This is a genomic window from Pseudomonas sp. GGS8 (genome assembly GCF_024168645.1).
Taxonomy (GTDB): Bacteria; Pseudomonadota; Gammaproteobacteria; order Pseudomonadales; family Pseudomonadaceae; genus Aquipseudomonas.
Genome location: NZ_JALJWF010000001.1, coordinates 6,506,359 through 6,522,351 on the forward strand (window position 1 = coordinate 6,506,359; position 15,993 = coordinate 6,522,351).

At 57.3% G+C, this 15,993-nt stretch carries 10 protein-coding genes and 1 pseudogene; 6 read left to right on the top strand and 5 right to left on the bottom strand.

Annotated elements, in window-relative coordinates:
• Positions 1–20: 20 nt before the first annotated feature.
• Together J3D54_RS29330 and nac are read right to left on the bottom strand one after the other, a co-directional pair.
• Positions 21–449 (bottom strand): acetyl-CoA carboxylase biotin carboxyl carrier protein subunit, encoded by a 429-nt coding sequence (locus J3D54_RS29330; protein WP_253426075.1) that lies wholly within the window; start codon positions 447–449, stop codon positions 21–23.
• Between the two features lie 114 nt (positions 450–563).
• Positions 564–1,469, bottom strand: a complete 906-nt coding sequence (nac, locus tag J3D54_RS29335) for a nitrogen assimilation transcriptional regulator NAC (protein ID WP_253426078.1) — start codon at positions 1,467–1,469, stop codon at positions 564–566.
• Between the two features lie 427 nt (positions 1,470–1,896).
• Between nac and J3D54_RS29340 the strand changes: the two genes are divergently transcribed.
• The 3 genes from J3D54_RS29340 (at position 1,897) to J3D54_RS29350 (ending at position 6,054) form a co-directional block, all read left to right on the top strand.
• Positions 1,897–3,105: an aspartate transaminase gene (locus J3D54_RS29340; RefSeq protein ID WP_253426083.1), complete on the top strand. Its 1,209-nt coding sequence runs from the start codon at positions 1,897–1,899 to the stop codon at positions 3,103–3,105.
• 9 nt (positions 3,106–3,114) lie between these two features.
• On the top strand, positions 3,115–4,659 hold the full coding sequence (locus J3D54_RS29345) for an MFS transporter (protein WP_253426086.1): 1,545 nt from the start codon (positions 3,115–3,117) through the stop codon (positions 4,657–4,659).
• 63 nt (positions 4,660–4,722) lie between these two features.
• Positions 4,723–6,054, top strand: coding sequence for an OprD family porin (locus J3D54_RS29350; protein WP_253426089.1), 1,332 nt, complete (start codon positions 4,723–4,725; stop codon positions 6,052–6,054).
• A 77-nt stretch (positions 6,055–6,131) separates the two neighbouring features.
• Here the strand turns inward: J3D54_RS29350 and J3D54_RS29355 are convergent.
• Positions 6,132–6,350, bottom strand: a pseudogene (locus J3D54_RS29355) (LysR family transcriptional regulator); the annotation flags it as partial.
• Positions 6,351–6,569: 219 nt separating this feature from the next.
• Here J3D54_RS29355 and J3D54_RS29360 point away from each other — a divergent pair.
• Positions 6,570–6,776 (top strand): hypothetical protein, encoded by a 207-nt coding sequence (locus tag J3D54_RS29360; RefSeq protein ID WP_192379283.1) that lies wholly within the window; start codon positions 6,570–6,572, stop codon positions 6,774–6,776.
• A gap of 126 nt (positions 6,777–6,902) precedes the next feature.
• The gene (locus tag J3D54_RS29365) at positions 6,903–7,529 is read left to right on the top strand and encodes a LysE family translocator (protein ID WP_253426094.1); all 627 of its coding nucleotides are present in this window, start codon (positions 6,903–6,905) and stop codon (positions 7,527–7,529) included.
• A gap of 272 nt (positions 7,530–7,801) precedes the next feature.
• On the opposite strand, the gene J3D54_RS29370 is transcribed toward J3D54_RS29365, so the two are convergent.
• Entirely contained in the window at positions 7,802–8,209 is a 408-nt protein-coding gene (locus J3D54_RS29370) for a DUF3224 domain-containing protein (RefSeq protein ID WP_253426097.1), read from the bottom strand.
• Between the two features lie 521 nt (positions 8,210–8,730).
• Here J3D54_RS29370 and J3D54_RS29375 point away from each other — a divergent pair.
• Positions 8,731–9,093, top strand: coding sequence for a hypothetical protein (locus tag J3D54_RS29375; protein WP_253426100.1), 363 nt, complete (start codon positions 8,731–8,733; stop codon positions 9,091–9,093).
• Positions 9,094–9,285: 192 nt separating this feature from the next.
• Here the strand turns inward: J3D54_RS29375 and J3D54_RS29380 are convergent, their stop codons facing one another.
• The gene (locus J3D54_RS29380; protein WP_253426102.1) at positions 9,286–15,912 is read right to left on the bottom strand and encodes a DUF3320 domain-containing protein; all 6,627 of its coding nucleotides are present in this window, start codon (positions 15,910–15,912) and stop codon (positions 9,286–9,288) included.
• Positions 15,913–15,993: the final 81 nt, after the last annotated feature.

Consider the following 15,993-nt stretch of genomic DNA (forward strand, 5'->3'; position numbering starts at 1 on the left):
GAGAGAGGATGGGCTTGGGATCAGTCGAGACGGAACAACGACTGACCGGCTTCGACTTCGGCGCCACTCTGGGCGAGGATCGCGGCGATCCGTCCGGCGGCTTTGGCCTTGACCGGGTGGAACATTTTCATCGCCTCGATAACCGCCAGGGTCTGCCCGGCTTCGACCTGCTCGCCGACCGTGACAAACGGTGCTTGCCCTGCGGCGGGCGTCAGATGCAGCACGCCGTACAGACTGGCCTTGACCTCGATGGCCTGCACCGCCGGGGTATCTGCCGTGGATGGCGGTGCTGTCGATACCGGCGATTGCCCGGTCAACAGCTCTGCGGTCAAAACCTTTCCGGCCTGCTTGAAAAGACGAACCGTACTGTCACCTTCGGTCAGACTCAGTTCGAGCAGATCGGATTCGGCGAGCAAATCGATCAACCCCTTGATGCGTTCTGAATCCATGCGTGGGCCCCTGCCTGTCGAGCTGTCTTAAGTGGATGGGGTCAATGTAGCGAGCCCGCCGAACGACGACCAAGACGCTTTGGCTTTGGGGTGATAAGCCGTCCTTATGACCACTCAGATCAAGCTGCCGCGCATCTCGGCGACCAACTCCAGCAAGATCGCCTTGACCGCCTGGGCCGGCACCGACAGCGGCAAGTGACCGGACAGACACAGCGCCAGTGGCGCCTCGACCTCGGGCTCGACAATGCGACACATGTGCATCGAGGTGGCGGCGACCATCACCCGCGCCGAGGATTCGGGGAGGATCGTCGAACCGAAGTGCTCGGCGACCGCAGCGGTCAGGGTGATCGACGATTCGATTTCAGCCACCACCCGCGCGCTCAAGCCAATGCGCAGGAAGGCTTCATCCACCAGTCGACGCATGACGTTGTAGGGACGCGGCAGGAGCATGTCCATGTCCGCCAGGTCGGCCAGAGGGATCTCCTCGAGAACGCTGACAGCAGGGTCGGCACTCACCAGATAGAGGTGCTCGCGCAGCAGCGAGACGAAGCTCAAGCCATGAACTTCACGCCCGCCATAGAGCACGGCCATGTCCATCCGGCCATTCATGATCAACTCGCTCAAGGTGGTGCCGAAGTTTTCATTGAGGTACAGCAGAATGCCCGGATGACGCTCGCGCACCCTGCGCAACAGCGGCAGGGACAGCGTCGATGCAGCGGTGCCTGGTGCCAGGCCGACCGACACTTGTCCGGACAAGGCCTGCCCCGTGGCATTGATGTCACTCTGAGCTTGTTCACACTGGCGCAGAATGATTTGCGCGTGGCCGTAGAGCACCTTCCCCGCCTCGGTCGGGGTGACGCCGCGTTTGGTGCGGATCAGCAATTGTTGCTGCAGCTCCGCCTCCAGCGTGGCCAGTTGCTGACTGAGTGCCGGTTGGGCGACATGCAGCACATCGGCGGCCTGGGTCATGCTGCCGATATCGACGAGTTTCACGAAATACTTCAAACGACGCAGGTTCACGGTGGCGATGCTCTTGCTCAACAAAGGGGGGCTGCCCACACGCTTTAGCAAGAGCCAGGCCAGCCCTGATTCCAGTCATTTGTGGCGAGGGGCTTGCCCCCGTTGGGCTGCGAAGCAGTCCTAAAATCTCTGATATACCAAAGTTCTTGTGAGTGCTACGCACTCAAACGGGGGCAAGCCCCCTCGCCACAGCTCGCTCCTACAGGTTCTGTGTCTCAACCATAAGCCTTTGCTATGGCTTGATCATTGATGACGGGACTAATACCCGCCAAGGGCATACAGGCTTGAGCGCACCACCTTGGTGCAAGCACTGTTCAGTTCCAGCCATAAGCGATGCCTATCCGACCAGAACGATCTCGTCTTATGGCTGCTCGGGTAGCGACTCGTACTGTAGGGCCTCGTCAACGTCATCAACGAGGAACGACACGTGACCGCCTCCCGCATCGCCGCCCGTGTGCAACGTATCAAACCATCGCCCAGCAGCGCCGCTTCTGACCGTGCGAACGAACTGCGCCGGCAAGGCAAGTCCATCATCAACCTGGTCGTCGGCGAGCCGGACTTCGATACCCCGGTGCACATTCGGCAAGCGGCCAGCGCCGCCATCGAGCGCGGCGAAACCCGTTACACGCAAAATGCCGGCACCCCGGAGTTGCGCCAGGCCATCGTCGCCAAGCTGGCCCGAGAAAACGGCCTGACCTACGGTGCGAATCAGATCCTGGTCACCAGCGGCGCGAAGAGCGCGATCTTCAATGCCTTCGCCGCCACCCTCGGCACGGGCGATGAAGTGTTGATTCCGGCGCCGTACTGGGTGTCGTACCCCGACATGGTGCTGGCCTGCGAAGGTGAACCCGTCACCCTCGCCTGCCCGGAAGAACACGCCTTCAAGCTGACCCCGGCGCAACTGCGCGGCGCAATCACCGAGCGCACTCGCTGGCTGCTGCTCAACTCGCCCAGCAACCCGACCGGCGCCAGCTACAGCGCCGCCGAACTGCGCGCCCTGGCCGATGTGCTGTTGGCTTATCCGCAGGTGTTGCTGATGACCGACGACATCTACGAGCACATTCGCTACGAAGGCCTGGATAACCCGCACATCCTCGCCATCGAACCGGCGTTGACCGAGCGCACCTTGGTGGTCAACGGTGTGTCCAAGACTTATGCCATGACTGGCTGGCGTATCGGCTACGCCGCAGGCCCGACCGACCTGATCGCGGCTATGGCGACCCTGCAATCGCAATCGACCAGCAATGCCTGTTCGATCAGCCAGGCCGCCGCCGTCGAAGCGCTCAATGGCGACCAGGCGTTCGTCAAGGACAGCGTGGCGGTCTATCAGCAACGCCGGGATCGCTGTCTGGAACTGCTCAACGCCATCGACGGTTTGAGTTGCCGCAAGCCCGACGGGGCGTTCTACCTCTATGTGAACTGCTCGGGTTTACTCGGCAAAACCACGGCCCAGGGCAAGCAGCTGGACAGCGACTACGACGTGGTCATGTACCTGCTGGAAAGCCAGGGCGTGGCCGTGGTGGCAGGCACCGCTTATGGCCTGGCGCCGTTCTTCCGGATGTCGATTGCCACCGACATCAAGACCCTCGACGAAGGTTGCTCGCGCATTGCTGCTGCCGTTGCGGCTTTGAGCTGAGGACCGACGATGGCCGTGGCGACCCACCCTCCCCTGAGTTTCAAACAGGCCTTGCTGGCAATGCTCGGTATCTCGCTGGTGTTGATGCTCTCGGCGCTCGACCAGACGGTGATCGGCAACGCCTTGCCAAGCATCGTCGCCGAGCTCAAGGGTTTTGAGCTTTACGCGTGGGTTGCCACGGGCTACATGCTGGCATCTATCGTCACCATCCCGATCTTCGGCCGGTTGGGGGATTACTACGGGCGTAAGCCCTTCGTGATCGCCGCCACCCTGATTTTCACCCTGGCTTCACTGGCCTGCGCACTGGCCACAGACATGCTATTGCTGGTGATCGGTCGCGCCTTGCAGGGTGTCGGTGGCGGCATGCTGATCGGCACCGCCTTCGCCTGCATTCCGGAACTGTTTCCCGACACCAGACAACGCCTGCGCTGGCAGATGCTGCTCAGCGCGCTCTTCAGCGTGGTCAACGCCGTCGGTCCGGGTTTAGGTGGTTATCTGACCGGGGCGTTTGGCTGGCGCTCGGTGTTCTATCTCAATCTGCCGCTGGGTTGCCTGGCGCTGTTTTTTGCCTGGCGCTACCTGCCTTATTACCGCCCACAGCAACTGACAAAGATCAGCCTCGATTGGCCGGGTGCGCTGCTGATTGCCCTGGCATTGGGCAGTCTGCAGTTGTTCGTCGAGTGGCTGGGGCATTCCAGCCTGATGTTGAGTGCGGCGCTGGGTTTGATCTGCGTGGCGGCGACTGTCGCGCTGTGCGTTTGGGAACGGCGCTGCACGCATGCATTGCTGCCCTCGGCATTGCTGCGACTACCGAGCATGCGCCTGCTGTTTCTGCTGTCGATGGCGGCCGGCGCAATCATGTTTTCGCTGCTGTTCTATCTGCCGCTGTTGCTGCAAGGCAGCTATGGCTACTCGCCGCAAGAGGCCGGCCTGTTGATTACACCACTGGCGCTGAGCATCACCCTGGGGGCGATCGTCAACAGCCGCATCGTGACCCGCTTGCGTAATCCGAACCTGTTGCCGCTGTGCGGTTTTGTGGCGCTGTTGCTGGCATGTTTCTGCCTGGCTCTCGCCGGACGTAGCGCCTCATTCAATGCGTTGCTCGGCTTGATTCTGCTGGCAGGTCTTGGCTTGGGATTCATCCTGCTGAACCTGACGGTATTCACTCAAACCCTCGCCGAGCGCCAGTTCCTCGGGATCGCTACCGCACTGACCCAATCGTTGCGACTGGTTGGCGGATTGCTCGGAACCGCCTCGATGGGCGTGCTGGTCAACCTGCTTTACAGCGCCAACCTGCAGCGACTTTTTATCGCCCAAGGGCACGCCGACGGACTGGCGTTGTACGCCGACCCGCAGATCCTTTTACACCCCGACGCCGTACTGCTCGAACACCCGCAATGGCTGAGCCTGGCCCGCGATGCGCTGGCCCAGTCGGTGGGCGTCGGCCTGCTGCTCTGTGCCGGCATCGGCGTGCTCGCACTGTTCATCCTGTACCGCTTGCCGCCCGTGAGACTGAACGTCTTGCCGGCCACCGCTGCTCCTGAAAAACAATAAAAACCTTTACTGCCGCTTTTGACTGCCTCTCACAACATTCGACAACTCATGGGGATGACTCCGATGGAGCTTTTCAATCGCGCACCTAAAGTAGTGGCCGGCATTTGCGGCCTGATCATCGCTCAACAGGGTTACGCCGCAGGCCTGGTAGAAGACAGCAAGCTCAGTGTGCTGGCCCGCAACTTTTTCAGTAATGCCGACAACCGCAGCGGCGCCGCCGACCCCAACTACACCCAGGAATGGGGCCAGGGTTTCATCGCCAACTTTCAGTCTGGCTATACCCAGGGCACTGTCGGGTTCGGTGTCGACGCCATTGGCATGTACGGTATCCGGCTGGACTCCGGCAAAGGCCGGCACTACAACCCCGAAAGCAAAGCCTTCAACGGCAACATCTTCCCGACCGACAGCGATGGGCGTGCCGTGGATGAGTTCGGCAGCCTGGGCCTGACGGCCAAAGCCAAGTTCTCCAACACCGAATTGAAATACGGCACGCTGGTCCCGATGTTGCCGGTGGTGATGTCCACTGACCGCATGCTGCAACAAACCTTCAATGGCGGGCAGATCCAGTCCAAGGATCTGGAGAACTTCACCTTCACCCTCGGCCAACTGGAGCATGTCAAAGGTCGCGGCTCAAGCAACCAGATGGGCATGTCCATTCCCGGTGCAAACAACGCGCAGACGGGCGAGTTCGTCAACAAGTTCTATTACGGCGGCGTGGACTACAAAGCGACCAAAGACCTGACCTTGCAGTATTACTACGGCAACCTGCAGGACTTCTACAAACAGAATTTTCTGGGTCTCAAATACGATTGGCAGGTCGGTCCCGGCACCCTGCGCACCGACCTGCGTCACTTCGACAACCGCTCCGATGGCGCCAACGGTCATGACCCCGACTTCTACACGTTTGGCTACTACGGCGATGGCGTCACCAAAGGCAAAGTCGACAGTCGCCTGAGCAGCGCGCAATTCACCTACCTGGTGAACGGCCACACCCTCGCCGCCGGCCTGCAGCAAGTCAGCGGCGACAGCGACGCGGTCTGGCTGAACCAGGGTGACGGCTCGACCGCCTATTTCATGACGGAGTCGATGATCGGCAAGTTCCAGCGCGCCGGCGAAACCACCTGGCAGGTTCGCTACGGCTATGACTTCGCCAAGGTCGGGGTTCCGGGTTTGAGTTTCATGGGCATGTACGAAAGCGGTTCGAACATCCGTACCCCCACCGGCGACAAAAGCGAATGGGAGCGCAACCTGACCGTGAGTTATGTGGTCCAGCAAGGGCCGCTCAAAGACCTGAGCATTGCCCTGCGCCACGCTTCGTTGCGCACCGAAGTGTCCACGCAACGGGACAGCGACGAACATCGGGTGATCATCAGCTACCCACTGAACATTCTATAAAAGCCGACACACTGGGTGATGCGCATCGTCACCCAGTGTGCTTCTGGTGGCACGGCTGCCCCTGTCACAGGAGTTGCTCAAAGCAAGTGCCCGGCCCATATCTTGCGATTGACCAAATCGGCTGCGATTTCGATAAAAGCCTCCCCGACAAATTTCGCGGCAGGGCTGACTCGCCTGTCCGCGGGAAAGACCAAGACCAATTTGCGCATCGGAATGGGGTCGACCAACGGTGCCGCACTGAGCACGCCCGCTTCGATCTGCGCGTAAATCGAGGCCAAAGGCAAAGGGGTCAAACCCGAGACAAATAAAAAGGGTCGCGAGGTAAAGTCTCGCGCCCCTTCTTAATTTCAGGGGCGGGATGGAGCGATTCGGACGCCCCCATGTTGGGGACTGGACTAACCTGCAGATCGATGCGGTGCCGATGCCCACGACCGAGGCTGTTCGTCTGTGTTCTGGTGGCCGATACTCTGAGCTGGCAACTGAAGGCAAGTACTGCCCTGCAGAAAGGTTACTCAATGCTGAAGAAACAACCGGAAAGCAAAGCAGCGACTGCTGCTGAAATTGAGCGCTCCATCCAGGCCCTGAACAAAATGGCAGAACGCCTTTGGGGTGATGGCCGGGAAGCTGAAGCGAAAGCCCTCCTTGATGCCTTGGACGCACTAAACCGGGCGCTTGATCGGATCAGAATTGGAGAGAGTCGAAGGATTGCGACTCTGCATTAAGACGCATGAGTCAATCGGCGGTTGAAGTTACTCTCAAATGCAGTGGTTTTGACTTTGCAGCCGGGTACGAGCACATTCTGGTGCTACGTGAGGATGGATGCCTCGGTGAGGCTTAAGGAGAATGCCGTGTTTCCGATTAATATTTGGCTTGCCTATACTGCCGCGTGCTTGCTTTTGGTACTCGCACCAGGCCCGGACAATCTGCTGGCCGTAGGCCGAGGACTCAGTCAGGGCAGGATAGCCGCTATCGTGTCGGGGATGGCCTCTGGGGCGGGAATTCTCTTTCATGTGGCAACCGCTTCGCTAGGACTGACGTTGCTTATGCAGACGTCCGCAGTTGCCTTCTGGGTCGTCAAGCTTATCGGCGCCGGTTATTTGCTTTGGCTTGGCATAAAAGTCCTACGCTCTCGTAGCCTGATCAGCTTCCAGCCAGCAACTCGGCAATCACTGCCGAGCATTTTCCTCACGGGATTACTCTCGGCAGCACTCAATCCGAAGCCTGGGTTTTTCGTCCTTGCGTTCATCCCGCAGTTCGTCGACCCACAACGCGGCTCAGTGAGCGTGCAGATGCTGGTGTACGGCATATGGTTCGCCGCACTTACGGCAGTGGGATTCGCACTTATGGGCGTATTTGCCACTGCACTGTCCCGTTTTTTGCGTCAGAGCCCACGGCTGGTAAATGGCCTGAACGTAGGGGCAGGACTCACCTTCGTCGCTTCGGGAGTATCGATAGCGGCACTCAGCCAAAAATAGGATCAATGTCTTGGCGTTGCGGGGCTGACATTCCAGCCTCGCTGGGTCTCTCTGTGATTATGACGCTGACGACTTTAAGGCTGATCTTTCGTAAGCGTCCGGGAGACACGCCTTGACGACCTCATTTCAATCGAATGGTGTTCGTCATCTCCAGGCAATCGCCGTTACTGCGACCGTGAATCCATACAACCCTTAGCCCTTCAAGACTTCGTTCACGTCAAAAGCTTCGGATAAGCTTTGGCAGAAACGGGGATGCGTCCAGCCAATACACTTTAGCTGTCAGGTTCAAACGAGTATTCAAATGACACTTGTGCCGGCTCACCGTGACCAGCAACGTAGTTACCATTACCGCTAAGATTTACTAAATCCCCCGTGCCTGCACCCTTCACGACACTCCAAGTGCTGCGCGCCTTTCCCTCCGAAAATGATCCCGAATGCCGAACAACAAATGTTCCGCTCTTACCTGCTACCACACCACAAATCCGCTCAAAACCAACAAAGCTAGCTGTGCCGTCAACGCTATAAGACATAAGGTATTCGACGCTACTTGTTCCCTCGATGGCGCCAGCATAGGACTGCGTGACTTTGGCGTGTGAGAGTTTCGGAGTGTCCTCAAGTTCTTGAGACGGCTTCTCGTCCCAGCCAGTTATCTGAAACGTGCAGCTAACAGTCATTTTCATGGGGATTTAGCTCTTTCGTCGTAGTAAGGGAATGTGGTGGTCTGATGTGCCGGGAACACTGTTCTGCCTAATGATACCCGTTGCCACCTATGCGGCAGCAGTTGCTGAATATTACCAGCCTGGTGCGTAGGCAGGCCGTAGCTCTGTATATCCGCTCGCCTCACCCTAGATGTTTAGCTACGTGTTTAAGTACACCCGGTGTTACTTCATCGAGGCTACAACGCCTTGCGTCGTTGCCTACGCCTGCGCCAGAATCCGCCGGCTTGTGCGCTTTGGGCTCGGGTTTTATCGTTTCCCGGTCACTGAAAAACAGTGATCGGGTTTGGTAGCCCGTACATGAGATTTGCACAGCATCACCATTCGCGGCGTTTTGTCGTCTCGGCTTTATGGTGGTCATGCACAGGGCACCTTCGGGTGCGCCGGCCTCCTCATGTCCCGGTCTACCAACCTGCGCATGGCCGCCACCCCGTTTGGTAGCGAGGGTGGATGGCTCCTTACTTATGGCATGAGGAGTTTCATCTATGTTCAAACCTACACCCAATCCGCCGATCACAGACCCGACATCCCCCTACGAATCACTCGATTCAAAAAAGCTCCACGCGGCCGCCGAACGCGCCCTCGACCATTATCTCAATCCCGCCGCCCAGATCATGGCCACTGCCAACGAACCCGAGCCCATGTACTTCGCCAATCCGAAGTACAACACCGAATCCTTGCTGGCCAACGCCAGCGAAACACTCGGCTCGGCCACGGTCATGCTCACCAATTTCGCAGCATTGCTGGAGACCTCACATCGCAAGACCCTGCTGGGCATTGCGCAAGTGGTCATGCTCGGTGAACTGGCGGTGAACCAGGCACTGGATCACGTCGAATTGAAGGAGTAATCGTCGTGCCCTGTGGCGAGGGTGCATACCATCGCCACAGAAACGGCACAAAGGCAGATTGAATAAATAGCCTCTGTTTGTCGTTGAAGACTACAGAATGCTCGGCCTCCGCCCACAGTACAGTAATGAACCGCGGAGTTTGCGGACTGCTCTAAATAAGGGGTACCTTCACGGCACCCCTCCTTCTCGCTACTACACTGTTTGACGTATGGCCTTTTCAATTCGCTGACGTCCCGCATGAGCAAGCTTGCTCACACCAACTTCCTTAGCGACCGCGTATATCAAGGCCTCCCCTTCGTGCCCCCGCCGCACCATTTCATCAACCAAAGCACACAGTTCTGGTAGGCAGATTTCAGCTAGCGCTCTCATGGAGTCTTCGTCGCCGGGCCTACGGAAGACGACACTGGTGTCCGACTCGATATGAGCGGGCCAGAAGAAAACTCCAGTTTGTTCCTCTTCATGCGACCGGAATCGTGCCCGGGCAATTTGGTCAACCCGATCACGAATCCGCGAGCCGGTTCGTACCCAGCCATGCGCCCGGGCAATGCGCCTTGCGAGCGCGGTGTCCAGAACCGGCCCCTCCTCCGCAACCACGTGAGCGATCATCTGCTCCAACGTTTCTGTGTAACTCGGCTCAAAGAACTGATCTGGATCGACCAACCCTACCGCTTGACGAGGATCGGCTTCCTTATAAACCAAATTTACAAAGGGACGAGCAAAGGTCAGGACATCTTCAACTGGCGTGATAGATGCCGCCTTGGCGTACTTCAACTCATCCAAAGCGCCTGAGGGATCATTGGCTTCAGCCACACCATCCGCTGCGGCGACCACAGCAACCTGATCCACTACCTCAATGACCTCAGCCATAACCGCGTCGATTTTCAGTCGCTCTGCCTCTTGAGCAGCATCGATGACAGCCTGCTTGGCTCGGGACTCAGCAAGGATCTCGTTCAGACGTTGATGTACCTTCTCGGCAGTTCCAACTGCATCCACCCACCAGTCCGTCGACCATATCCTAACGACCTCCCAGCCAAGTCCACGCAGTACAGATTCACGGAGCTTGTCACGATCGTGAGCGGTCGCGCTGCGATGATAGGTAGCACCGTCGCATTCAATGCCGGCAAGAAATCGACCAGAAGCATCAGGATGAACAACCCCAAGGTCTACTCGGAAGGAGGAAACGCCAATCTGGGTATGAATCTGCCACCCCTTTTTGGCCAAGGCTGCTGCAACCGCCTCTTCGAATGGACTGTCGAAACCACCCACGCTACCAAAGTCAGCTTCTGCGAGAGCCCGCGGGCCACGCTCTGCGAACTCTAGGAAGTGTTTGAGGTCTCGCACCCCAATCGCTTGCGTACGAGCCAAATCAATGTGCTCTGGTCGGAGAGTCGAGAACACCACAAGCTCCTGTCGAGCACGAGTGATAGCCACGTTCAGCCGACGCTCACCGCCAGGGCGGTTCATCGGGCCGAAGTTCATCGACAGCACACCGGCAGCGTCTTTCCCGTAAGTGGTCGAGAAATAGATGATGTCTCGCTCATCACCTTGAACGCTCTCCAGGTTCTTGACGAATACCGGCTCCAACTCGGACTCTGCAAAGTACGAATCGAGTGTTGAGTCTTTCCGGCATGCCTCATCCAACATGTCCATGATGAGCTTCTGTTGCTCTCCGTTGAAGGTTACAACTCCCACGGTTCGCCTGCTTTCGCGGAAGACCGGCGACTGAAGACGAGCAACCAGATCAGCCACTAAAGATCTTGCTTCGATCAAGTTGGTTCGCGCCCCGCCCTTGTCATATACACCCGGGACAGGGCACAGCCGTACTGCTTTGTCGGCCGTAAACGGTGATGGGAAGGTCACCAGCTTCGACTGGTAGTAACGCTGGTTCGAGAAAGCAATCAGACTCTCGTGGCGGCTACGGTAGTGCCAGTTCAGGTTACGCATCGGCAGGTTGGCACTGATGCACTCGTCCAGAATACTCTCAAGATCAGCCTCTACATCCTCATCTTCAGCGGTCGACTCAGCTCGGTTAAAGAACGAAGTTGGAGGGAGTTGTTTGGGGTCGCCCACCATCACCACCTGCTTTCCCCGGGCCATGGCGCCAATGGCATCCCAGACAGGTATTTGAGATGCCTCATCGAAGATAACGAGATCGAATGGTGTTGAGGCAGGCGGCAGATACTGAGCGATAGAGAGAGGGCTCATGAGCAAGCAAGGAGTCAGCTTGGTTAGCGCTTCTGGCGCACGACTCATCAGCTCCCGCAATGGAATGTGCTTGGTCTTCTTGCCCATCTCATGGCGTAGGACTCCCCATTCTGAAGAGCGACTTACGCTGTCTTGGCTTGGTAGGTCGGAACACAGCCGAGCTCGGAGCCAGTCCTTGGTCAACTTGGTGAACTTGTCATCCAAAGCCCGGAAATCACGAATGCGCTGTTCATGCTCCACGCTGACGAACGTCCGGATCACCTCCTCGTTGTCCACTGTCGTGTTCAGCCACCAGCGAGCATAATTTACTTCCAATACACGACGGACTTTTCCAGAGGTGATGGCTCCTGTTTCCATCGCTTGAACAATCGGAGCCAGGCCGACAGCGTAGGCCTCATCTCGAACCCTCCGCCAAGCGCACCATGCCTTAAGGCGCGATTCAGACGAGACGACAGTTTCGCAGTTTTTCTTGATATCACTTAGCGCCAGGTGAGCAGTTTCGATGACGCCCATTTCGGTGAAATGACCGACGGCAGTCAACTGCGTTGCTCGCTCTTGGAGCAGCTCAAGCTTTTCGCACAGGGTAACGCCGGCAATGGCTATAGCAGCCTCCGGCTCAAGCAGTGCGTTACCATCACCCAGCAAGGTTTGAAGCGGGGCTTTGTAGGCCGCGACCTGATCAGGATTGAGTGCTAGCTTCGCCACCGCGGTAGCCATCTCCCCCTGGAACGCTACCGCCCTACGTACGACATCAACCTTCGTTTTCAAGTCATTCCAGACAGGAACGATTTCTCGCAGATCAGCCAGATCCACCAACTCTCGTTCAACTGCTGCTCTTTGCTTGAGCAGCTCAAAATCAGATTTTAACGACGAGCCACAACGTCCCTCCTCTACATGAGGATGGTCGTCGACAAGCCGACCGCGTTCTTCGATGTCACGTCGTTCAGCCTGGAAGCGCAGCGCTGCAGTCAGCACGTCAATATCAGTGGTCAAACCGCTCCAGAGAGCGCTCGTTGCTGAGCTGAGATCAACCAGCTCACCTAACCCAGCATCGAGGCGAGTCAGCGCACGCAGCCGGCGGAGTTCCTCCTTCAATTCATCACCAAGCTGGCCCTGCTCAACCAACTGCAAGCCGTCATCGATCCAGGCAGAGTCACTTTTCTGAAGCCTAATGGCCTCTTGCAGCTTGATCGCTGTCGCGAGATGCGTTGCTTCGGATTTGGCACCTTGCCAAACAGCAACACACTCATGACCTGGCTCCAGCTCATCGATTGCTCGACGCACCGACCGAATCTCTACCCAAATAGCGAGATCCTTGCCATTGTCGACTTCACCTGTTGACGTCTGCGTCGGAGCCAATAGCCCAGCGATGCGGCGTTTTCCGAACCAAGACTTAGGCCAGAAAGACTCCTCCGCGTCTTTCCACTCACGCAGCAGTAGCTCGGCATCAAGTGCTTCAATGGCGTCACCGTAGGACGCCGTTAGCTGACGCTTGAGGTCGTCTATCTGCCCCAGCAATGTGACAGCTTGCCCAATAACGTCAGTGCCGCTTTGTGGCCAGGCCGGGCCTAGATCAACGAAAATAGCGCGGCGTTGCTGCAGCAGATCAATGCCTTGTTTAGCTTCAGCAATAATACGAGATGGCCAGAGAGCTGAGAGCCTGGAGTTAATGTCCCGGTGCTCATCGACCCAAGTACAACCGTCACTCAGACGTTGAGAAATCGAGCGAGCATCGGGTCGAAGTGCGAAACGCCAATCCTGCCCAGCGGCAGCAGGAAGTGCTCGAGAAAGAATCGATAAACCCTCAAGCGCTGTTGGGGTGTATTCCATAACAGGAAGCCCGGACAGCTCAACAAAGCGATCAGCAGTTCGCTGGACCTCAAGCACAGCGGGCAGCACGTCACGAGCAGCCTGCACGAATTGTTGCTGCCAATGAGGCGACCACTCTGTTTGGCCTACCACGGACAAAGCGTTACCTGCCAACTGGCTGTAACCCACAGCCTGGGCGTTCACTTCAAGGCGGTCGCCCAGCTCTCGAAGCTCAAGCATGGCCTTCTGATCATGCGTGTCTGGAGATGGCCAACCAAGTGGAGCTACTGCTTCATCAACACTTGATGTCACCGTCCCGATGGCATCGTAAATGGTGTAGCCATTGCGGTGCCTGCGATGCAGACGCTCGACATAAATATTGAGGCTGTCACGCAGAAAAGCGAGCCGCTGCGCTTCCACCTCCCATGCGGCAGCGTCTACCTGCCCTTTCGCTTCCCAAGCCGACTGCAACTGAGCAAGGACATCCGTTTTTCGAGCTTTGCTGGAGTGAAGCTCAAGGCAGAACTCACCCAGACCGATTTCACGCAAGCGCCGGTACACGACATCCAGGGCAGCAATTTTCTCAGACACGAACAACACACGGCGCCCTTGAGCTATCGACTGGGCGATCATGTTGGAAATCGTTTGGCTTTTACCCGTGCCAGGTGGGCCGATGAGAACGAAGTCTTTGCCCTTGGCTGCTGCCATCACAGCCGCAAGCTGAGATGAATCAGATGGCAGTGGGCAGAACACTTCAGTCGGGCCGTAATCACGGTCCAACGACTCAGCCTCCGGAAACGGGGTATCGGAGATGAACGAATCGCGTGGCGTATCCAGAAGGTGCTGGACTACAGGACTCTGTCGAAGGTGCTCTGCATTCTCGGCAAGATCCTTCCACATGAGATACTTAGCAAACGAGAACATCGAGAGCACAACGTCCTCGTTCAGTTCCCAACCAGCGATATCCTTGATCGCATGACCAACCTTGTTCCAAATGCCTGCGATATCCAGACCAGAGTCGTCCCGAGGCAGCTCCTGCTCCAGCGAACCCAAGCCCAGCACAAAATCTTGACGCAGCATCTCGATCAGAGTTGGGTTAAAACGAGGCTCATCATCGTGCAGCACCATGGTGAATCCGGAGCGAGCGCTCTTACGCTCCAAAGTGACCGGAACCAGGACCAGCGGTGCTTTGTACTTCTGCCCGGCCCTATCCTCACGCGTCCAGCTAAGGAAACCGATGGCCAGGAACAGCGTGTTGGAGCCACCTTCCTGCAAAGCAGTACGAGCGCTTCGATACAACTCAGTTAGCCGGACATCCATTTCGGCGGACGTCAGCGCAACGAATACTTCCCTACGCTTGAGAGCATCTTCAGCATGACGACGACGGACATCTTCTCGCTCACGCTGTTCATAGAGTGCGCGCTCTCGCGGATCTGCTCCATCCATCAGGTCAGGCCTGGTAAGCAGCTTCAGCGCCTGTCCACTTGCAAGAATGTCCTCGAGCGCACCTGGATCAGGAGACTCTAGCTTCAGCGCTCGCTTACCCATTTTGAAATTGAGCAAGTTATTTCGAAGCGACAGATCCAAAAGCTTACGCTGCCAACGACCGAGGCGATCTTCTGGGTCGAGCTTGGACAGATCCTCAACCTGCACCTCAATGTTGTCATCGGCGATGCCGATCCCTTCCTCCACCAGAAGCGATGGAGCTTCATCAGACTCAGCAACGGCAACACGCGCAATCTGAGCCTCTGAGCTGGCGAGAGGCTTGATACGTTGCAGACGGGCGCGACGAATATCCAAAAGCATTTCGAAAACACTTTCAGCGTCTTCGGCTATCTGTTTCGCTCCCCTTTCCACCGCATAAGAAAACGGTGGTATTGGGTTGTGGGTTACAAGGGTGGTCTCGAACAGCACGAGCTCCTGGAGCTTCACTCGCTTACGTATGGCAGTGACATCATCCACTAGCGCAGTTGTAAACTCCTCAGGCTTAAGCCACAAACCAACAAAGGCATGACCATAGGTGAATACGATCACAGGGTTCAGGCCGATCTGCTCCAATGCCGCACAGAAAAGCAGAGTCAGGTCGAGACAGGTGGCCAAGCCGGAGTCAGCAATCTGACTGGGGCTACGAATCTTCTGTCCTGATTGTTCGAAGCTAGCCGGTGGCAAGGCATAGTCGAGCTTCATGCGCGCCACAGCTCCCCACACTGCCGATGCCAACTGCCAGGCTCGTTTGGGACCACCTTGATATCCGTCAAGGGCGGATGGTTTTTCGCTAAGGCGAAGCAACTCAGCCGCCTGTTTGAGCAACCGTTCAACCGCTGCATCATTCGGCTGAACAAATGCTGCAGTCATATCTGGTATGTGCCGCAATCCGCCCCACTGGTTTCTGGGCAGAAGGTCTACGACCTGTTCAAGCCTAGCAACTTCCTTGCGACCTCTCTCCGCCTCCTTGTCATCGGCTTCAAGGACGAAGGTAAAGGTCGACATCTCTGCTTCTGTCAGACGACTCAACAACGGGCCGTCCAGGACAAGATCAAGCCCTGGTATGACCCGGAAGCTATCCGCAGCAATCTCGTCAATCCGCCAGATCTTGGACTTAAATACTTCGGGCACCGAGGTCAGGGTAAGCGTGGCATTGACGAAACGATCACTCGTCTCGTTCGAGATGCGAAGCTCGCGAATCACAGGGATGGCGTTCTGGAAATCTGCAAGGTTCAGCTTCGCCACCAAGGTGGCAAGGATTCTTACTTCTTTAGACTGGACGTCTTCTTGGGGCATGAGGGGCTGAACGATGTCGTCCATGTGCAACCATCCTTGTCGTTATGCCCAAGGGAGTGTCGGTATCGGCCGGCCTGGGAGCCCCTCTTGAGCTGATGGCGGGAT

Bases quoted from the DNA above. Each gene is read 5' to 3' on its own strand.
- J3D54_RS29330 (WP_253426075.1), bottom strand. From the start codon at position 449: ATGGATTCAGAACGCATCAAGGGGTTGATCGATTTGCTCGCCGAATCC.
- J3D54_RS29345 (WP_253426086.1), top strand. From the start codon at position 3,115: ATGGCCGTGGCGACCCACCCTCCCCTGAGTTTCAAACAGGCCTTGCTG.
- J3D54_RS29350 (WP_253426089.1), top strand. From the start codon at position 4,723: ATGGAGCTTTTCAATCGCGCACCTAAAGTAGTGGCCGGCATTTGCGGC.
- J3D54_RS29360 (WP_192379283.1), top strand. From the start codon at position 6,570: ATGCTGAAGAAACAACCGGAAAGCAAAGCAGCGACTGCTGCTGAAATT.
- J3D54_RS29370 (WP_253426097.1), bottom strand. From the start codon at position 8,209: ATGAAAATGACTGTTAGCTGCACGTTTCAGATAACTGGCTGGGACGAG.
- J3D54_RS29375 (WP_253426100.1), top strand. From the start codon at position 8,731: ATGTTCAAACCTACACCCAATCCGCCGATCACAGACCCGACATCCCCC.
- J3D54_RS29380 (WP_253426102.1), bottom strand. From the start codon at position 15,912: ATGGACGACATCGTTCAGCCCCTCATGCCCCAAGAAGACGTCCAGTCT.